This is a genomic window from Rhodoblastus acidophilus (assembly GCF_900187365.1).
Lineage (GTDB): Bacteria > Pseudomonadota > Alphaproteobacteria > Rhizobiales > Beijerinckiaceae > Rhodoblastus > Rhodoblastus acidophilus.
This window is the reverse complement of the sequence record NZ_FYDG01000010.1, coordinates 93009-108021: the sequence shown is the minus strand read 5'-3', so window position 1 is coordinate 108021 and position 15013 is coordinate 93009. Positions and strand designations below refer to the sequence as shown.

14 protein-coding genes and 1 riboswitch are annotated in these 15013 nt (G+C 68.4%); of the genes, 12 read left to right on the top strand and 2 right to left on the bottom strand.

Annotation, left to right across the window (positions count from 1 at the left end):
* Positions 1-8: 8 nt before the first annotated feature.
* Both tcuA and tcuB read left to right on the top strand, forming a co-directional pair.
* On the top strand, positions 9-1322 hold the full coding sequence (gene tcuA / locus CFB24_RS16570) for an FAD-dependent tricarballylate dehydrogenase TcuA (protein WP_244593208.1): 1314 nt from the start codon (positions 9-11) through the stop codon (positions 1320-1322).
* Entirely contained in the window at positions 1309-2391 is a 1083-nt protein-coding gene (tcuB, locus tag CFB24_RS16565) for a tricarballylate utilization 4Fe-4S protein TcuB (protein WP_088521746.1), read from the top strand. Before tcuA ends, tcuB begins: the two co-directional genes overlap by 14 nt.
* Here tcuB and cobO read toward each other — a convergent pair.
* Entirely contained in the window at positions 2363-2971 is a 609-nt protein-coding gene (gene cobO / locus CFB24_RS16560) for a cob(I)yrinic acid a,c-diamide adenosyltransferase (RefSeq protein ID WP_088521745.1), read from the bottom strand. The genes tcuB and cobO overlap by 29 nt on opposite strands.
* 36 nt (positions 2972-3007) lie before the next feature.
* Positions 3008-3190, top strand: a riboswitch (cobalamin riboswitch).
* A gap of 72 nt (positions 3191-3262) precedes the next feature.
* Between cobO and cobW the strand changes: the two genes are divergently transcribed.
* Genes cobW through cobJ form a run of 5 tightly spaced genes read left to right on the top strand, consistent with a single transcriptional unit; the run spans position 3263 to position 9786 of the window.
* Positions 3263-4285, top strand: coding sequence for a cobalamin biosynthesis protein CobW (gene cobW, locus CFB24_RS16555; RefSeq protein ID WP_088521744.1), 1023 nt, complete (start codon positions 3263-3265; stop codon positions 4283-4285).
* Positions 4286-4288: 3 nt separating this feature from the next.
* A complete protein-coding gene (gene cobN, locus CFB24_RS16550) occupies positions 4289-7681 on the top strand; it encodes a cobaltochelatase subunit CobN (protein ID WP_088521743.1) in 3393 nt (1130 codons plus the stop codon).
* Positions 7671-8300 carry a precorrin-8X methylmutase gene (locus CFB24_RS16545; protein ID WP_088521742.1) on the top strand — a complete coding sequence of 210 codons (630 nt, stop codon included), beginning with the start codon at positions 7671-7673 and terminating at the stop codon, positions 8298-8300. The genes cobN and CFB24_RS16545 overlap by 11 nt, the downstream gene beginning before the upstream one ends.
* Positions 8301-8302: 2 nt before the next feature.
* Positions 8303-9028 carry a precorrin-2 C(20)-methyltransferase gene (locus tag CFB24_RS16540; RefSeq protein WP_088521741.1) on the top strand — a complete coding sequence of 242 codons (726 nt, stop codon included), beginning with the start codon at positions 8303-8305 and terminating at the stop codon, positions 9026-9028.
* Positions 9025-9786 (top strand): precorrin-3B C(17)-methyltransferase, encoded by a 762-nt coding sequence (gene cobJ / locus CFB24_RS16535; RefSeq protein WP_088521740.1) that lies wholly within the window; start codon positions 9025-9027, stop codon positions 9784-9786. Before CFB24_RS16540 ends, cobJ begins: the two co-directional genes overlap by 4 nt.
* Here the strand turns inward: cobJ and CFB24_RS16530 are convergent.
* Positions 9768-10514, bottom strand: coding sequence for a cobalt-precorrin-6A reductase (locus CFB24_RS16530; protein WP_088521739.1), 747 nt, complete (start codon positions 10512-10514; stop codon positions 9768-9770). The genes cobJ and CFB24_RS16530 overlap by 19 nt on opposite strands.
* Positions 10515-10537: 23 nt before the next feature.
* Here CFB24_RS16530 and cbiE point away from each other — a divergent pair, with 23 nt between their 5' ends.
* From cbiE to CFB24_RS16505, 5 genes are read left to right on the top strand one after another with little or no spacing between them, the layout of a single operon-like run.
* Positions 10538-11746 carry a precorrin-6y C5,15-methyltransferase (decarboxylating) subunit CbiE gene (gene cbiE, locus CFB24_RS16525; RefSeq protein WP_088521738.1) on the top strand — a complete coding sequence of 403 codons (1209 nt, stop codon included), beginning with the start codon at positions 10538-10540 and terminating at the stop codon, positions 11744-11746.
* Positions 11725-12120, top strand: a complete 396-nt coding sequence (locus CFB24_RS16520) for a cobalamin biosynthesis protein (protein ID WP_088521737.1) — start codon at positions 11725-11727, stop codon at positions 12118-12120. The genes cbiE and CFB24_RS16520 overlap by 22 nt, the downstream gene beginning before the upstream one ends.
* Entirely contained in the window at positions 12120-12890 is a 771-nt protein-coding gene (cobM, locus tag CFB24_RS16515) for a precorrin-4 C(11)-methyltransferase (protein ID WP_088521736.1), read from the top strand. The genes CFB24_RS16520 and cobM overlap by 1 nt, the downstream gene beginning before the upstream one ends.
* The gene (gene cobA, locus CFB24_RS16510; protein ID WP_088521735.1) at positions 12887-13696 is read left to right on the top strand and encodes a uroporphyrinogen-III C-methyltransferase; all 810 of its coding nucleotides are present in this window, start codon (positions 12887-12889) and stop codon (positions 13694-13696) included. Before cobM ends, cobA begins: the two co-directional genes overlap by 4 nt.
* Entirely contained in the window at positions 13693-15009 is a 1317-nt protein-coding gene (locus CFB24_RS16505; protein ID WP_088521734.1) for a cobyrinic acid a,c-diamide synthase CobB, read from the top strand. Before cobA ends, CFB24_RS16505 begins: the two co-directional genes overlap by 4 nt.
* Positions 15010-15013: the final 4 nt, after the last annotated feature.

Genomic DNA, 15013 nt, shown 5'->3' with positions numbered 1-15013 from the left:
GAAGGCCGTTGAGCGCGCCTGAAGACATCGCCAACAACGTGCGCATGGAGGGCGTTCTGGTGATCGGCGGAGGATTCGCCGGCCTTTGCGCCGCCATTGAAGCGCGCCGGCGCGGCGCCGCCGTGCTGCTGGCCGAAAGCGCGCCGCCCGCGCTGCGCGGCGGCCATGCGCGCCACGCCCGCAATTTCCGCATCGCCCATGAGGCGCCGCTCTGGCATACGCCCGGCGCCTATCCCCCCGCCGAATTCGAGGCCGATCTGGCGCGCATTTCAGATGGCGGCGACGCGGTCCTGCGCCGCGTCCTGATCGCGGAGTCCGCCGGGATCGCCGCGTGGCTGGAAGGCTGCGGCGTCCGCTTGCAGGCGCCGGACGTTGGCGTCCTGCCCTTTTCCCGCCGCACCGCCTTTTTGCTCGGCGGCGGCAAGGCGATGATCAACGCGCTTTACGCAACCGCCGAACGGCTCGGCGTCGGCGTGCTCTATGACAGCGACATCGTCGCCCTCGCCCCGGCGCCGGAGGGCGGGTGGGCGGTCGAGATCGCGGCCGGGGCTGCGCGGTGCCGCGTGACGGCGCGCGCGGTCGTCGTCGCTTCGGGCGGACCCGGCGCTGATCCTGCCTGGCTCCGCGCCCATTTCGGGCCGAACGCCGATCGCGTGTTGATCCGCGGCGGCGCGCATTCTAACGGTCGGCTGATGCAAAAACTGATCGAAAGCGGCGCCGGCGCGGCCGGCGATCCCGCCTCATGCCACATGGTGGCCGTGGACGGGCGCGGCCCGGAGGTCGATGGCGGCATCGTCACCCGGATCACCGCCATCCCACACGGGTTGGTGGTGGACCGCCACGGCGGCCGCGTGGAGATCATCGGCGCCGCGCCGGGCAAGGCGCATTACGCCCAATGGGGACAAAGGATCGCTCAATGCCCGCAAGGCGAGGCCAGCCTGATCCTCGACGCCGAAGGCGTCGCGCGATCCTTGCCCAGCGCCCTGCCGCCGATCCGTCGCCCCAGCCTTGAAGCGCTCGCCGCCGCGCTCGAGATCGACGCCGCCGCGCTGGCGGGCGCCGTCGAGGCTTTCAATTTCGACGCCCCGCGCCCGATCGTCCGGGCGCCCTTTGCGGCCTTTCCCATGCGCGCCGGGCTGACCTTCGTGCATTTCGGGCTGGCCGTGGACGCCGACATGCGCCTCGCGCCGAATCTGTTCGCCGCCGGCATGATCACGGCGCCGAATTTTTTCACGCGCTCCTATCTGGCCGGTCTGGGCCTGACGCTGTCCGCCGTCACCGGACGGCGCGCGGGGGAGGCGGCGGCCCGTGCCCTTGTCTGACCCAAGCGAGACCGAGCGCATCCTGAACATTTGCGCCGCCTGCATGTATTGCGACGGCCTGTGCCCAGTGTTTCCGGCGCTGACCGGCCGCGACGACGACATCGCCCATCTCGCCAATCTCTGCCACAATTGCCGCGCCTGCTGGTACGCCTGCCAATACGCCCCGCCGCATCCCTTCGCGGTCAACGCTCCCGCCGCGTTGTCGCGGGCGCGCCGCCAAACCTATGCCGATCATGTCTGGCCGCGCATCCTGCGCCATGGCTTCGTCCAGCCTTGGCTGGGGGCGGGGGCGATGCTCGCGGCGACTCTGTTGACCTTTGTTGTTCTGGTCGTCGCCGGGGCGCCGCTCGCGCCGGGATCGGGCGCTTTCTACGCCGTGATCCCCTGGGGCTGGATGGCCGGTCTGGCGACGGGCGCGCTGGTCTGGGCGGGGCTGAGCCTCGTCGTCTCGACCTTGCGCTACTGGCGCGCCATCGCCGCCGGGCCAAAACCCGTTCCGCTGAGCGCGGCCTTGCGGCGCGCGCTAAGCGATATCGTCACCCTGCGCCATCTCGACGGCGGCGGCCCCGGCTGTCACGAATCTCAGCCGTTTTCGCGCCGCCGCAAATGGTTTCATCAGGCGATGGCGGGCGGCGTGATGCTGGCTTTCGCGGCCACGCTGGTCGCAGCCGGTTTCGAGCATTTTTTCGGGGCGCAACCGCCGTTTCCGCTGGCGAGTTGGCCGGTGCTGCTGGGTCTGTTCGGCGGCGCCGGGATCGTCGTCGGCGCCGCCGGCCTGCTGGTCGGCGAGGCGCGCATGGACCGCGCCCCCTCGGACGCCGGCGAAAGCCAGCTCAATGTCAGCTTCCTGATTGCGCTCGAACTCGTCGCCCTGAGCGGCCTCGCCTTGCTGGCGCTGCGCGACACCCCGGCGATGGGGCCGCTGCTGCTGGCCCATCTCAGTCTGGTGGTCGGCTTTTTCGTCGGCCTGCCGGCGAGCAAGGCCATTCACGCCCCGTTCCGCGCCGCCGCGCTTTTGCGCGCGGCGCGGAACGAAAAGCCTAAAACTCGATCCCCGGCTGAGCTTTGACGCCTGCGGCGAAATGGTGCTTCACCGCGCCCATCTCCGTTACAAGATCGGCGGCCTCGATCAGTTCGGGCTTGGCGTTGCGCCCGGTGATCACGACATGCAGGTCCGGCCGCCGCGCTTGCAACTCGTCCACGATCTGCCGCACTGGCAAATAGTCGTAGCGCAGGGCGACATTCAGCTCGTCGAGCACCAGCAGGCGAATGTCGGGGTCGTCCATCATCTCGCGCGCCGCCGCCCAAGCCGCCTGGGCCGCCGCGACGTCGCGGTCGCGGTCCTGCGTCTCCCAGGTAAAACCCTCGCCCATGGTGCGCCAGACCACGCGGTCGCCAAACCCCTCGAAAATGCGGCGCTCGCCGGTCTCCCGCGCCTTGATGAACTGCACCACCCCGATTTTCCAGCCCTGTCCCAGCGCGCGCAGCGCGAGGCCGAAGGCGGCGGTGGACTTGCCCTTGCCCGGTCCGGTGTTGACCATGAGCAGCGCCCTGTCAGTCACCGTCTTGGACGCGACTTCGGCGTCCTGAACCGCCTTGCGCTTGATCATCTTGTCCCGATGCCGGGCTTTCTCCGCCTCAGACTGCATGAAACTCCGCCACATTGACAAAAGGAGAGGTCTCAGCCTACTAGCTGGAACGACGGTCCTCGCGCAAGCGAGGCTAAAAGGGAATACGGTCAAGCCGTAGCTGCCCCCGCAACTGTGATCGGGAAGTCCCCGCCGAAAGCCACTGGAGCGATCCGGGAAGGCGGCGTGGGCGCGAATGAACCCGAGAGCCAGGAGACCTGCCGTCCTGAAATACCACCTGAACGGGCGGGGCGTCTCGTTCGGGGCGAACGGTCTCCGTGCGCCTTCCACGTCCCGACGGCGAGGTCGAGCGTGTTCCAGAAAATTCCGGTCACCATCATCACGGGCTTTCTCGGCGCCGGCAAGACGACGCTGATCCGCAACCTCATCGCCCATGCCGGCAAGCGCCGCATCGCCCTGGTCATCAACGAATTCGGCGATGTCGGGGTGGACGGCGAGATTTTAAAATCCTGCGGCGTCGAAAGCTGCCGCGAGGAGGACATCGTCGAACTCGCCAACGGCTGCCTGTGCTGCACCGTGGCCGACGATTTCCTGCCCGCCATCGAAGCTTTGCTCAAGCGCGCGCCGGAGCTTGATCATATTATCATCGAGACGTCGGGCCTCGCCCTGCCCAAGCCGCTATTAAAAGCGTTCGACTGGCCGCAGGTGCGCGCCCGCATCACGGTGGACGGGGTGGTCGCGGTGGTGGATGCGGCGGCGGTGGCGGACGGCCGCTTTGTCGATGACGCCGAGGCGGTCGCGGCCGAACGCGCCGCCGATCCGTCGGTCGAGCACGACAATCCGCTCGAAGAAGTTTACGAGGACCAACTCCTCTGCGCCGATCTGGTCATCCTCAACAAGACCGATCTGCTGCCGTCCGACGAAGTCGCGCGCGTGACCGGGATCATCGAATCCACCAACGCCCGCGTGAAAATCATCGCGACCTCCGAGGGCCGGGTCGATCCCGATATCGCGCTGGGCCTCGAAGCCGGCGCCGAGAACGATCTGGCGTCGCGTCCCTCGCATCACGATGCCGAAGAAGGCCACGACCACGACGATTTCGACACGTTTATCGTCGATGTCCCGCCGCTGACCGACGCGGACTTGTTCGTTCGCCGCCTGGAGGAGGTCGCCGGACGCCATGACGTGCTGCGCATGAAGGGATTTCTCGATGTCGCCGGCAAGCCGATGCGCCTGCTGGTGCAGGGCGTGGGCGCGCGTTTCCGCCAGCATTACGACCGCGCCTGGACCAAGGACGAGCCGCGAAAAGGCCGGCTGGTGGTGATCGGCCAGAAGGGCGTCGATCGCGCCGCCATCCAAGCGGCGCTCGGCTGATTCATGCACATCCTGCGCGCTGAACTGCGATCTCTCGATGAGACGGCGCAAGCCGTCGATCTCGACCAGTCGCGCGCGGATATTGTCGCCTTGTCCTTCACCGACAGCGATTTGAACGTGCTGGCCAAGGCGTGGGAAACCCTCGCGGCGCAGCCCGAAACCGCCGCCGCCACGCAGAATCTCTCGCTCAGACTCGCCAGCCTCGCGGATTTGCGCCACCCCTATTCGGTCGATCTCTACGCCGAAAAAGTTTTGGCCCACGCCCGTTTCGTGATCGTGCGCCTGCTCGGCGGCCTGGATTATTGGCGCTATGGCGTCGAGGAGCTTTCGCGTCTCGTCCGGGCCAACGGCGCCCGCCTCATCGTCGTCCCCGGCGACGCCCGCGAAGATGTGCGGCTCGACGAGGTTTCGACCGCGAGCGCAACCGATCTGCGCCGGGTCTATGACTGGTTCCAGGCCGGCGGCGTGGACAACGCCGCGCAAGTCCTGCGTTACGCCCTCAACGACCTCGGCCATCCCTGCGCCGTGGCCGAGCCTCGCGCGGAAACCCGCCTCGGCGTTTTCGCGCGCGCCAGCCGTCCAGCGTCGGCGGACGCGCCGCATGCGCTCATTCTGTTCTATCGCTCGGCGTTCATGTCAGGCGATGTCGAGCCGTATGAAGCCTTGGCCGACGCTCTGCGTGCGGAAAATTTTCGCGTCGAAGCCCTGTTCGCGACCAGCCTGAAAGACCCCGAAGTCGTCGAACAGCTCCGCCGCCGTCTGGCCGCCGATCCGCCCGACGTGATCCTCAACGCCACCGCCTTTTCCGCCCGCCTCGACGATGGCTCCAGCGTGTTCGACGCCTGCGACGCGCCGGTGTTTCAGGTGGCGGTCAGCCTCGCCAACGAGGCGCAATGGCGCGAGTCCGCGCGCGGCCTCGCCCCCTCGGATCTGGCGATGAATGTCGCGCTGCCGGAAGTGGACGGCCGCCTGTTCGCTGGCGCGGTGTCGTTCAAGGCGCCGGAACCGCAAATCGGCGGCCTCGAATACGCCCCGCGTCTGAGCCGCCCCAACGCCGAAAACATTGGTTACGCCGCCCGCCTCGCCGCCGCCTGGGCGCGGCTGCGCGCGACGCCGGCGCAGCAGAAAAAGCTGGCGTTTGTGCTGTCGGATTATCCCGGCAAGGGCGGCCGCGCCGGCTATGCTGTCGGCCTCGACACGTTCGCCTCCGTGCAAAATATCGCGGAGCGCCTCGCCGCCGAAGGGTTCCATCTGGGCGATATTCCCACTGGCGCGGATCTCGCACAACGCTTGACCGGCCCGGCTGCCGAATTTTTCGATCTCGCCCGCTACAAGGCGTTTTTGGCGAACGCGCCCGAAAAATTTGTCGCTTCCATCACGGCCCAATGGGGCGCGCCCGAGCAAGACCCCGCCGTGCAAGACGGGCGTTTCGGCTTCGCCGCGCTCAGACTTGGCGACAGCGTGGTCGCGCTGCAGCCCGACCGGGGCCGGCGCGATTCCCGCAAGGACGATTATCACGATGTCGCGCGGCCGCCGCGCCACGCCTATGTCGCCTTCTATGTCTGGCTGCGCGAATTTCTGGGCGTCCACGCGCTGGTCCATGTCGGCGCCCATGGCACGCTGGAATGGCTGCCGGGCAAGGCGGTCGCGCTGTCGGAAAGCTGCGCGCCGCGCGCCGCGCTGGGCGCCCTCCCTGTCATCTATCCGTTCATCGTCAACAACCCCGGCGAGGCCGCGCAAGCCAAGCGCCGCACCGCCGCCCTCGTCCTCAGCCATCTCACGCCGCCGCTGGTGACGGCCGGCGCCCATGGCGCGGCGCAGGACATTGAAGGGCTGATGGACGAATATTCCGAGGCGCAGTCGCTCGACGCCCGCCGCGCCCGCCGCCTCGCGGAACTGATCCTGCAACGCGCCCATGACACGGGGCTGGCGGAAGAAGCCGGCCTCGACCGGGCCATGAGCGAGGAGGACGCCCTGACGCGCCTCGACGCCTGGCTGTGCGACGTGAAGGAAATGCGCGTCGGCGACGGCCTGCATATTTTCGGCGCCGCCGCGGACACGGACAAGCTCGCGCTGCTCGCCACGCTCTCCGGCGATTCCGCAGAGGCGCTGGAACGCTTGCGACAAAGCCCCGGCGCCGAAATGGATGCTCTGGTCGCCGCGCTCGCCGGCCGCCGCATCGAAGCCGGTCCCGGCGGCGCCCCGGCGCGCGGCCGCATCGACGTGCTGCCCACGGGACGCAACCTCTACGCGGTCGATCCCCGCTCTGTGCCGACCCGCACCGCCTGGGAATTGGGCCAGCGCGCCGGGCAGGAATTTTTGGCCCGTTACGTCCAGGATCACGGCGACTGGCCCAAAAGCGTGGTGTTCGACCTGTGGGGAAGCGCCGCCGTGCGCACCGGCGGCGAAGACCTGGCCCAGGCCCTCGCCTTGATGGGCGCCAAGCCGGTCTGGGACCACGTCTCCAACCGCGTCTCCGGTTTCGAGATTGTGGAAATCGCCGCGCTGGGACGCCCGCGCGTCGATGTCACCCTGCGCATTTCCGGCCTGTTCCGCGACATTTTCCCCGAGCAGATCGCGCTCTACGATTCCGCCGCCAAAGCCATCGCCGCGCGTGACGACGAAGGCGACGACAACCCGCTGGCGCAGGCGGCGAAGCGCGAAAGCTCCCATGCGCGCGTGTTTGGCGCCGCCCCCGGCGTCTACGGGACCAGCGTCGCCCGCCGCGCTCTGTTTGAAGAGTCCAGCCGCCAAGACCTCGGCGCCGCCTATCTCGAGGCCACCGGCTACGCCTATGAAGGCGCCGCCGCCCGGAAAACCGGGGAATTCCGCCAGCGCGTGCAAACCTCCAACGCCTTCGTCCACGTGCAGGACCTGCCGGGGCAGGACGTGTTGGACGCCGACGTTTTCGCCGACCACGAAGGCGGGTTCGCCGCCGCCGCCGAAACCGCCGGGGCCAAGGCGACCCTCTATCATCTCGACGCCACCAATCCGCAGGCGCCGAAGGCGCGCACGCTGGCGGAAGAACTGGCGCGCACCCTGCGCGGCCGCGCCGCCAATCCGCGCTGGCTGGAAGGCCAGATGCGCCACGGTTTTCGCGGCGCGGCGGAAATCGCCGAGAGCGTCGACAATCTGTTCGCCTTCGCCGCCACCACCAACGCCGTGGCCGACCGCCACTTCGACCTGCTGTTCGACGCCACCTGCGGCGACGACAAGGTCCGGGATTTCCTGATCGAATCCAACCCGCAGGCAGCCCAAGCCATAGCCGAGCGTTTTGCCAGCGCGCTGGCGCGAAAATTCTGGCGAACGCGCCGCAACAGCGTGGCGGCCGGACTGAGTGAAATGCAGGCCCTTTCGGCGGCCCGCCTGAATAAAAGTGAATCCAATGAGCTATGACTACATCCGCGAAGGCGATGCGATCTACAATCGCTCCTTCGCCATCATCCGCTCGGAAGCGGATTTGAAACGCTTCGCCCCTAGCGTGGAGGAGCGCCTCGCGGTCCGCATCATCCACGCCTGCGGCATGACCGACGTCGCGGCGGATCTGGCTTTTGCGCCGGGCGCCGCGGAAGCCGGCGCGGCGGCGCTGGCGGCGGGCGCGCCGATTTTCTGCGACGCGCAAATGGTCGCCCATGGCGTCACCCGCGCCCGGTTGCCCGCCAATAACGAAGTCATCTGCACCCTGTCAGACCCCTCAGTTCCGGCGCAGGCGAAGGCGCGCGGCCTCACGCGGTCCGCCGTCGCCGCCGATTTGTGGCGCGCAAAACTGGGCGGCTCCGTGGTCGCCATCGGCAATGCGCCGACCACGCTGTTCCGCCTGCTGGAAATGCTCGACGAAGGCGCGCCCATGCCGGCCTGCATCATCGGCATGCCCGTTGGCTTTGTCGGCGCCGCCGAATCCAAGGACGCGCTGATCCAATATCCCAACACCCCGCATCTCGTGGTGCGCGGACGGCGCGGCGGCAGCGCCATGGCGGCGGCGGCCATCAATGCGCTCGCCAGCGCGAAGGAATAGACATGGCCGGACGTCTCTATGGCATAGGTCTGGGTCCGGGCGATCCTGAACTGCTCACGGTCAAGGCGGTGCGGCTGCTGAAAAGCTGCCCGGTCGTGGCTTATTTCTGCAAGTCGGGCCGGCGCGGCAACGCCCGCGTCATCGCCGACCGCTGGATTCCCGAAACCTGCGAGGAATTGCCGCTCGGCTATCCCCTGACCACGGAAATCCCGTTCGACCACCCGGATTACGTTAACACGCTCGCCGCTTTTTATGAGGACGCGCGCGAGCAACTGGCGGAGCGTCTGCGGCGCGGCCAGGACGTCGCGTTGATCGCCGAGGGCGACCCGCTGTTCTACGGCTCGTTCATGCACCTGTTCATCCGCCTGAAGGACGAGTTTGAAACCGAAATCGTGCCGGGCGTGACGGGCATGGCGGGCTGCGCGGCGGCGGCCCATGCGCCGCTGACCTGGGGCGACGACATTTTGCGCGTGCTGCCGGGCACCCTGCCTTACGAAGCGCTGGTCGAGCATCTCCAGCAGGCCGACGCCGCCGTGGTGATGAAGCTCGGCAAGAATTTTGAAAAGGTGCGCCGCGCCTTTGCGGAAACCGGCAAGCTGGAGCGCGCCATCTATGTCGAGCGCGGCGCCATGCCCGAGCAAAAGGTGATCGCGCTCGCGGAGAAAGACGGCGACGACGCCCCCTATTTTTCGATGATCCTCATGCCCGGACAGGGACGCCGCCCATGACCGGCAAGATTTATATCATTGGCCTTGGTCCTGGCCCGGCCGGCTGGCTGACGCCGGAGGCCAGCGCGGCGCTGGAAAAGGTCACCGACCTCATCGGCTATTTCACCTATGTCGATCGCATCCCGCCGCGCGACGGCCTGACCATCCACGGCAGCGACAACCGCGTCGAACTCGACCGCTCCCGCCACGCGCTGCAACTGGCCTGCGAGGGAAAAATCGTCGGCGTGGTCTCCGGCGGCGATCCCGGCGTGTTCGCCATGGCGGCGGCGGTGCTGGAAGCTTTGGAGCACGGCCCGCAAGAATGGCGCGCGCTCGACATTGAAGTGCTGCCCGGAATCAGCGCGATGCAGGCGGCGGCGGCGCGTCTCGGCGCCCCGCTCGGCGGCGATTTCTGCGCCATATCCCTGTCAGACAACTTAAAGCCTTGGAGCCTGATCGAGCGTCGGCTCCAGGCGGCCTCGGACGGCGATTTCGTCCTCGCCCTCTACAATCCCGCCTCAAAAGCCCGTCCGAAACAGATTTTCGACGCCTTCGCCCTGCTGCGCAAGTTGCGCCCGGCGCAAACCCCCGTGGCCTTCGCCCGCGCGGTGGGACGCCCCGACGAGCGCATCGTCCTGACCACTTTGGGCGAGGCCGATCCCGGCGTCGCCGACATGAGCACGCTGGTCATGATCGGCGCCACCACCACGCATCTGATCGAACGGCCTGAGGGCCGGCCGTTCGTGCTGACCCCCCGCAGTTACGAGGCGAACCGGTGAGCCTCGATCCAGCCGAGCGCGTCCTCGACACGCACGAACACCGGACGCTCCGGCGTTTTCGGGCGGCGGATCATCACCACCGGCAGCCCGAGTTCGCGCGCGGCGTCAATCTTCGCGCGCGTGGCCTCGCCGCCGGCGTTCTTGCTCACGACAATGTCGATGCGCTTGTCTCGCATCAGCGCGATCTCGTCGGCGATGGAGAATGGCCCGCGCGCCAGCACCAGATCGAGCGAAGCGGGCAGATGATCCGGCTCCGGCGCGTCGATGGAGCGCAGCACGAAATGATGCGGGCTGGGACCGGCGAACGCCCCCGCCTGCAATCGGCCCGTGGTGAGAAACACCCGCTTCGGTTCGTCGCCCAGAGCGCGCGCCGCCGCCGCCGCATCGTCCACCTCGATCCAGTTGTCGCCCTCGGCCGCGATCCAGGGCGCGCGGGTGAAGGCGCACAAGGGCGTGTTCGTCGCGGCGCAGGCCTCGAAAGCATGGCGCTTCATCTGCGCGGCGAAGGGATGGGTGGCGTCGATCACGGCGCCGACGTCCTCGGCCTTCAGATAGGCGATCAGGCCTTCAACGCCGCCAAAACCGCCGATCCGCGTCGGCAGGGGCAGGGCGGCCGGGTTTTTGGTGCGTCCCGCCAGCGACAGGGTCGCTGCGACGTCGCCGCGCCCCGAAAGCTCGCGCGCGAGCAGGCTCGCTTCGCTGGAGCCGCCAAGAAGAAGAATGCCCATCGCACGTCCCTGAGGTTCTGGTCATGAGCGCCTTCCCCTGGCTCACCATCGTGGGACTCGGCGAGGACGGGCTCGAAGGGCTTTCCCTAACCGCCCGCGAGCGGATCGCGCAAGCGCGTCTTGTCGTCGGCGGCGCCCGCCATCTCCAACTGATCGGCGCAACGCCGGGCGAACAGCTCGCCTGGCCCTCGCCGCTGCAGGAGGCGTTTCCCAAAATCCTGGCGCGGCGCGGCGAAAACGTCGTCGTGCTGGCCTCCGGCGATCCCTTCTTCTATGGCGTCGGCTCGTTGCTGGCGCAAATCGTCCCGCCCCTGGAAATCCTTTGCCTGCCGCAACCCTCCGCTTTCAGCCTCGCCGCCAGCCGGCTCGGCTGGCCGTTGCAGGATTGCGCGCTGGTGACGCTGCACGGCCGCGCGCTGGAAAAGATCATCCCGCATTTGCAGCCCGGCGCCCGCATTCTCGCCCTGTCCTGGGATGGCGACACGCCGGCGAAACTCGCGGCGCTGTTGCGGGACCGGGGCCTGAGCGCCTCGCGCCTCACCATCTGCGAAGCCATGGGCGGCCCCCGTGAACTTTTGCGCACGACGTCGGCGCAAGAGTTTAACATCGAGGGCGTCGATCCGCTCAACACCGTCGCGCTCGAAATTTTTGGCGAGGGCGCCCGCATTCCACCGAAAACGCCGGGCCTGCCCGACGACTGGTTCGAGCACGACGGTCAGATCACCAAGCGAGACATGCGCGCCCTCACGCTGGCGCAACTGGCGCCGCGTCCGCGCGACCTGTTGTGGGACGTGGGCGCCGGCTCCGGTTCGATCTCGATCGAATGGCTGCTCACGGACCCGTCGACGCGCGCGATCGCCATCGAGAAAAACCCGGAGCGCTGCGCCCGCATCAAGCGCAACGCGGCGAACCTTGGCGTTCCCCATCTCCAACTCCTCGAGGGCGAGGCGCCAAAAGCCCTGACAGGCCTCGAACAGCCCAACGCTATTTTCATCGGCGGCGGTTTCACCGCGCCCGGCCTGATCGACCTGTGCTGGTCGGCGCTCAAACCGCGCGGGCGTCTCGTCGTCAACGCCGTCACGCTGGAAAGCCAGGCCGACCTCTATGCCGCGCACAGCCGCTTGGGCGGCGACCTCGTGCAAACCCAGTTCGCCCATGCCGACAAGATCGGCCGCTTCCGGGGCTTCCGCCCGGCCATGCCGAGCGTGCAATGGAGCGTGACCAAGCCATGAGCGCGGCGGTGGGCGTCGGCTTCAGTTCGACCGCGACGGCGGAGGGCATCGCGTCTGCCGTGCGCCTCGCGCTCGCGCGCGCCCACGCGCCCGCAGCGAGCCTGCACGCCAGCGCCCGCAAGCGCGACAGCCAAACTCTTGCGGAGGCTGCCCGCGCGTTGGTCCTGCCGCTGGTCTTCCATGACGAGGCCGACCTGCGGCGGCGCGGCGGCGATGTGGCCTCGCACTCGCCGCGCATCGCGGCGCTGGCGGGGGTCGGCAGCCTCGCCGAAGCCGCGGCGCTGGCCGGCGCGGGCGAGGGATCCCGCCTCATCGTCACAAAATTCAGCCGCGACGGCGTGTCCTGCGCCGTCGCCATTGTTTCGGAGTCTTGATGACCGTGCATTTCATCGGCGCCGGCCCCGGCGCCGCCGACCTCATCACGCTGCGCGGCCGCGATCTGATCGCGCGTTCGCCGGTCTGCCTTTATGCGGGATCGCTGGTGCCCAAGGCGCTGCTGTCGCATTGCCCCGAGAACGCCCGCATCATCGACACCGCGCCGATGAGCCTCGACCAGATCGAGGCCGAATTCTTGCGCGCCCACGAGGCTGGCGAGGATGTGGCCCGCCTGCATTCCGGCGATCTCTCGATCTGGAGCGCGCTGGCGGAGCAGACCCGCCGCCTCGACCAGCTCGGCATTCCCTATGACGTGACGCCGGGCGTGCCCGCTTTCGCCGCCAGCGCGGCCTTGCTGCGGCGCGAACTCACCGTGCCCGAAGTGGCGCAATCCCTGGTGCTCACCCGCACCAGCGGCCGCGCCTCGGCCATGCCGGAAAGCGAGTCTTTGGCCGCCTTCGCCCGCACCGGCGCGACGCTGGCCATCCATCTGTCCATCCACGTTCTCGACAAACTGGTGGCGGAACTGACGCCCATCCTCGGCGCCGATTGCCCGGCCGCCATCGTGTTCCGCGCCTCCTGGCCCGACGAGAAAGTCATCAGGGGATCGCTCGCCGACATCCAAACCCGCTTCGCCGAAGGCCCGGTGGAGCGCACGGCGCTGGTGCTGGTCGGCAAGGCGCTGGGCGTGCAGGATTTCCGCGAGAGCGCGCTCTACAATCCCGATTACCTTCGCCGTTACCGGCCCCAGCGCGGCGGGGCCGAATGAACGCGCCCGCCTTCCTGCCCCTGGCGCCGCATCTGCCCTCCTTCGAGCCGGGACAGGTCTGGCTGGTCGGCGCCGGCGCCGGCGACCCCGGCCTGCTCACCCTGCTGGCGCTGCACGCCCTGCAAAACGCCGACGTCATCGTGCATGACGCCCTCGTCAGCGACGAAATCCTGGCCCTCGCCCGTCCGCAGGCGCGGCGCGCGTTCGTCGGCAAGCGCGGCGGCCATCCCTCCGCGCATCAGGACGACATCACCGAAAGCCTGATCGAACTCGCCCGGCAAAATCTTCGGGTGGTCCGGCTGAAGGGCGGCGACCCCTTCGTGTTCGGGCGCGGCGGCGAGGAAGCGGCGCGGCTGGCCGAAGCCGGCGTCTTCTTCCGCATCGTTCCCGGCGTGACTTCGGGTCTAGCTGGCCTCGCCTATGCCGGCATTCCCGCCACCACGCGCGGCGCCAATCGCGGCGTGATCCTGGCGACGGGCCACCCCTGCGCCAACGACGAGGAAAGCCTCGACTGGGCGCGCCTCGCGCAAACGGGACTGCCGATCATCCTGTATATGGCGATGAAACGCCTCGACATCATTGTCGAGACCATGCTGAACGACGGCGCCGACCCGAAAACCCCCGTCGCCATTGTCGAGGAAGCCACCAGCCCGCGCCAGCGCACGCTGGTGACGACGCTCGGCGCATGCCGTGAGGACGCCAAGGCTCACGGTTGCGCGGCGCCGGCCATCGTCGCGATCGGAACCATCGTGAACCTGCGCGAACAGCTGCAAGATTTCCTCATCAACGCCGGGGCGCGCGCATGAGCCCGCGCGGGCTGCTCATCGCGGCGCCGCGCTCGGGCGGCGGCAAGACCACCGTCGCGCTCGGCCTGATGCGGGCGCTGCGGGAAAAAGGCCTGCGCGTCGGCGCGGTCAAGTCCGGCCCCGACTATATCGACAGCGCGTTTCACTCCGCCGCCACCGGCCGCGCCAGCCTCAACCTCGACACCTGGGCGATGGACAAGCCGCTGGTCGCCGGTCTCGCCGCCACGGCCGCAGAAGACGCCGATCTGCTCATCGCCGAAGCCTCCATGGGCCTGTTCGACGGCGCCCCCGGCGACAAAGACCGCAACGGCTCCTCGGCGGCGCTCGCCCGCCAGCTTGGCCTGCCGGTCGTGCTGGTTCTCGACGTTTCCGGCCAGGCGCAGACGGTCGCCGCGCTCGCCAAGGGGTTTGTCGATTACGACGCGCGCGTGAAAATCGCCGGCGTGATCCTCAACAAGGTCGGCAGCGACCGTCATATCCGCCTGACCAAATCGGCCATTGAAGACATCGGCTTGCCCGTGTTCGGCGCGCTGCCGCGCGACCCTAAGGTGACGCTGCCCGAACGCCATCTCGGCCTCGTGCAGGCGGCGGACACGGCCGATCTCGACGCAAGGCTTGACGCGCTCGCCGCATTTATTGCGGCCCATGTCGATCTCGATGCTGTGCAAGCCGCGGCGCGAGAGTTTGGGGCCGCGCCGGCGCGAACCGACGCGCTGCGCTCGCCGGGTCAAAGAATCGCGCTGGCGCGCGACGCCGCCTTTTCCTTCATCTATCCGCATCTGCTGCAGGGCTGGCGCCGCGCCGGCGCGGACATCAGCTTTTTCTCCCCGTTGCAGGACGAGGCGCCGCCCGAGGACGCCGATTTCTGCTGGCTGCCGGGCGGCTATCCCGAACTGCACGCCGGCCGCCTCGCCGAAGCGCGCAATTTCCTCGACGGCCTGAACAAATTCGCGGCCGACAAGCCCGTGCATGGCGAGTGCGGCGGCTATATGGTTTTGGGCGAAACCCTGGTTGACGCCGCGGGCGTTGGCCACGCCATGTCCGGTTTGCTCTCGGTCTCCACCAATTTTGCGAAACGCAAGATGACGCTGGGCTATCGCCGCGCCGTTCTGGCGGAGGCTTGTGCGCTGGGGGCGCGCGGCGACATTCTGCTGGGCCACGAATTCCATTATGCGACCGTGGTCTCTCCCGGCGGCGACCCGGAATTCGCGCTGGCCGGCGACGCGTATGGCGCCGCGCCCAAGCCGGTCGGCTCGCGGCGCGGCCGCGTGACGGGATCTTTTTTCCACGTGATCGCAGCCGAGCGCGGCTGACGGC

What these genes read in the sequence shown, in the direction of transcription:
- cbiE (WP_088521738.1), top strand. Translation starts at nt 10,538, where the DNA reads ATGAGCGCCTTCCCCTGGCTCACCATCGTGGGACTCGGCGAGGACGGG.
- CFB24_RS16520 (WP_088521737.1), top strand. Translation starts at nt 11,725, where the DNA reads ATGGAGCGTGACCAAGCCATGAGCGCGGCGGTGGGCGTCGGCTTCAGT.
- cobJ (WP_088521740.1), top strand. Translation starts at nt 9,025, where the DNA reads ATGACCGGCAAGATTTATATCATTGGCCTTGGTCCTGGCCCGGCCGGC.
- CFB24_RS16505 (WP_088521734.1), top strand. Translation starts at nt 13,693, where the DNA reads ATGAGCCCGCGCGGGCTGCTCATCGCGGCGCCGCGCTCGGGCGGCGGC.
- cobA (WP_088521735.1), top strand. Translation starts at nt 12,887, where the DNA reads ATGAACGCGCCCGCCTTCCTGCCCCTGGCGCCGCATCTGCCCTCCTTC.
- cobM (WP_088521736.1), top strand. Translation starts at nt 12,120, where the DNA reads ATGACCGTGCATTTCATCGGCGCCGGCCCCGGCGCCGCCGACCTCATC.
- CFB24_RS16545 (WP_088521742.1), top strand. Translation starts at nt 7,671, where the DNA reads ATGAGCTATGACTACATCCGCGAAGGCGATGCGATCTACAATCGCTCC.
- cobN (WP_088521743.1), top strand. Translation starts at nt 4,289, where the DNA reads ATGCACATCCTGCGCGCTGAACTGCGATCTCTCGATGAGACGGCGCAA.
- CFB24_RS16530 (WP_088521739.1), bottom strand. Translation starts at nt 10,514, where the DNA reads ATGGGCATTCTTCTTCTTGGCGGCTCCAGCGAAGCGAGCCTGCTCGCG.
- CFB24_RS16540 (WP_088521741.1), top strand. Translation starts at nt 8,303, where the DNA reads ATGGCCGGACGTCTCTATGGCATAGGTCTGGGTCCGGGCGATCCTGAA.
- cobO (WP_088521745.1), bottom strand. Translation starts at nt 2,971, where the DNA reads ATGCAGTCTGAGGCGGAGAAAGCCCGGCATCGGGACAAGATGATCAAG.